Below are 3,095 nucleotides of genomic sequence, written 5' to 3'. Positions count from 1 at the left end.
GGTCGGCGGCAACATTCAAGAGCCGCTGGCCGCCTGCTACGCGGAAGTGGAAGAGGCGGCTTTCGCCAAGATGCGCGAGATCAGCCTGCAGGAAATTATCGCGAAAATCAAAGAGAGAGGGCAGATTGCCTGAAAATTGCCAGCCGCGGCTGGCAATTTTTTTGCGTTTTGGTGTTGATTTTAAAAATACACGTGTTAGAATAAGTGTAGATTTAAAAATAACAAGTGATAAAAACAGGAGGCAAACATGAAATACGCAGTTTCCGCAGCAACAGGCAATTTTGGACAAACGGCAGTAAAGGCTCTCGTTGATGAAGTAGGCGCTGACAAGGTGGTAGCGATCGTCCGTCACGAAGAAAAGGGGAAGAAGCTTTTGCCGGCAGGCATCGAGATTCGGCAGGCTGATTACGGCGATGAAGCGGCCGTAGAAAAGGCCCTGGCCGGCGTGGACAAGCTGCTTTTCATCTCCTCGCAGCCAGGCGGCGCCGTGGCCAGAAGCGACCAGCACAGAAACGTGGTTGAAGCGGTCAAGAAGGCTGGCGTCGGCTACGTGGCCTACACCAGTTTCCCGAAGGCCAGCGAAAGCGACAACTGGCTGGCAGCAGACCACAAGCTGACGGAAGGGCTGATCAAGGACAGCGGGGTCAAGCATTCCTTCCTGCGCAACAACTGGTACCTGGAAAACGAAATGACCTTCCTGGCTCCTGGCCCGGCAAACCGGACTTACTGGGCCAACAACTTTGCCGGCTGGGCCCTGGAAAGCGAGTACGCGCGGGCAGCAGTCAAGGTTTTGGTCAGCGACGATCCAAAGGAAGTTTATGAATTTGCCGGCCCGAAGCGCAGCTATGAAGACCTGGGCAAGGCCTTGAACCAGGCCAGCGGCCAAGACGAAGCAGCCAAGCAGGTCAGCCAGGACGAGTACGTCAAGCTTTTGGAAAGCCTGGGCCTGAACCATGATTTGGCAGCTATGTACGCCGGCTTCCAGCAGCCGATCGACGATGGCTCCTTGACTGAAGACAGCAGCGACTTGGAAGAAGTTCTGGGCGGCCTGACTCCGCTTGACCAGGCAATCAAAGAACTCTTGAACAAATAATCAGTTCAGCGGTCCTTTTTTGCGAAAAAATAAGTATAATGTAGACAAAGAAAAAGTTACTTGTTTTTTTGATAAGAAGGAGCACAGCAATGCCACTGGTACATATCGAACTTTTGGCTGGCCGGACGCCAGAACAACTTGAAAAGATGATGAAGGACGTAACCCGTGTGATCTCAGAAGACACTGGCGCGCCTAAGGAACATATTTCAGTAGTTGTCAACGAACTTGGCAAGCACCAACTTGCTCAAGGCGGCGAATGGAGAGAACCACAAGCTTAGTTTTTGAGGCTCACCTTAAGGTGGGCCTTTGTTTTTTTGGAAAAATAGCAGAGGGGAAATAATATTCAAAGTGGATCAAGCCGCTGGGAAGCCAACAGCCGCAAGGCGGAGAGCCGTTTTTGGCCGCTAAAAATCTTAGTAAAATTAATATAGTAATTAACTAAACTTGATATAACTTTTATGATAAGATAAAATATGAAAAGTGAGTAGAAAACAAAAAACAGCGACTGAGGTGAAAGCGGAAGATAGAACGCAATACTGCACAGCGAAAAAAGCCAGCACTGACAAGGAAGGGTCAGGGCTGGCTTTTGTTTTGGGAAAGATTGAAGCGCTCGCGGCTGCTAGGCTGCCGATTTGCTGAATTCATTTTTTCGTAAAAAGTGACAAATCGCGCCAGACCGGGCTTCTAGCGCTGCCGGCTGCAGAAAATGGCCATGATACGGATAATAAGTCTCAAATGGAGGTGACTTTATCAATGATTACCAGTATCAAACTGCTGGAAGCAAATCAGATCATGGCTCAAGTTTTGGGCCACGAAGATGCCGCTGAGCTCAACGTCAAAAATTTCTGTGAACTTGCGGCCTGCTCACGGCCAACTTTTTATGCTCATTATGGCAGCATGCGCCAGCTTGGAGCCGAATTGTTTTTAAAGAAACTAGACATGCATTTTTCCCTGGAAGAGAACGGCTACGGGACCGGCTTGCAGAAATTGCTGACCTACATGGCGGCCGACCGCTGGTACCTGCTTAATCTGCTGAACCTGATCAAAACTCCAGGTATAAAAGGAAAAAGCGGCAAAGGGAGAAAAGGAAGCGAGTTTGCGGCCAGTTTTCCGCTCAAGGTGGAGAAAGCACTGCGGCAGAAGACCGTCCATTATGTCGACGCCCGGTCTGCCAGCGGCGACTATTCTGTCAAAACGCTGACCAATGCCGCCCATATCGTCTACGCGATTTTGTATGAGTGGCTGGCAGAAGACCTGCGCTTGAGCCCGCAGGAGGTCTATGACCGCTGCCAGCTGGCAGTGGCAATTATTGAAGACCAGATTTCTAAGAAAGCAGTTTTGTAACTTACAAACAAAATTTCAGAAAAAATGTTTAGAAAAAGAAATGGCTGAAAAGTGCTGTTTCCGAACAAAAAAGCAGCCGATTGGCAGCGAAAGGGCAATATGCTTGATATTTCTGCGCATAGCCAGGCTCCGCCTTATCACAACGCGGCCTGGCGTTTAGAATGTAAACCGGATGAAAAGGCCGATTTGACCTTTCAAAAATAACGAGTATACTAATATTTGTTGTCGCGGCGAAGAAGGAATTCGCCGGAGACACGAAAAAGAAAATATCGAAAACTTGTTGACAAGAAAGAGACAAGCGAGTAAGATATAAAACGTTGCGTCACAAAGGCGCAGTTGGTACTTTGAAAACTGAACAAAGTTTCGCAGTGTGCGGGTCAAACAAAGTTTGATCCAATCAAATAAGCGAAGTCAATTCGCAAGCAAATAATCTGGAGCAGATTAAAAAACTCAATTTTCAAATTGAGAGTTTGATCCTGGCTCAGGACGAACGCTGGCGGCGTGCCTAATACATGCAAGTCGAGCGAGCTGAATTCAAAGATTCCTTCGGGATGATTTGTTGGACGCTAGCGGCGGATGGGTGAGTAACACGTGGGCAATCTGCCCTAAAGACTGGGATACCACTTGGAAACAGGTGCTAATACCGGATAACAACATG

3 protein-coding genes and 1 rRNA gene are annotated in these 3,095 nt (G+C 48.5%); all 4 read left to right on the top strand.

What is annotated here, in order from left to right:
- Positions 1-247 precede the first annotated feature (247 nt).
- Complete coding sequence (locus lacNas_RS06940) at positions 248-1,093, top strand: NAD(P)H-binding protein (protein ID WP_201330403.1); 846 nt, start codon at positions 248-250, stop codon at positions 1,091-1,093.
- 71 nt (positions 1,094-1,164) lie between these two features.
- Positions 1,165-1,371 carry a 2-hydroxymuconate tautomerase gene (gene thmT / locus lacNas_RS06935; protein WP_280515152.1) on the top strand — a complete coding sequence of 69 codons (207 nt, stop codon included), beginning with the start codon at positions 1,165-1,167 and terminating at the stop codon, positions 1,369-1,371.
- Between the two features lie 475 nt (positions 1,372-1,846).
- A complete protein-coding gene (locus lacNas_RS06930; protein ID WP_201330401.1) occupies positions 1,847-2,437 on the top strand; it encodes a hypothetical protein in 591 nt (196 codons plus the stop codon).
- A gap of 458 nt (positions 2,438-2,895) precedes the next feature.
- Positions 2,896-3,095 (top strand): 16S ribosomal RNA (locus tag lacNas_RS06925); the annotation flags it as partial.

The organism is Lactobacillus nasalidis (genome assembly GCF_016587775.1).
GTDB classification, from domain to species: domain Bacteria; phylum Bacillota; class Bacilli; order Lactobacillales; family Lactobacillaceae; genus Lactobacillus; species Lactobacillus nasalidis.
Note: the sequence above shows the minus strand (reverse complement) of the source record. Positions and strands in the feature narration are given on the sequence as shown.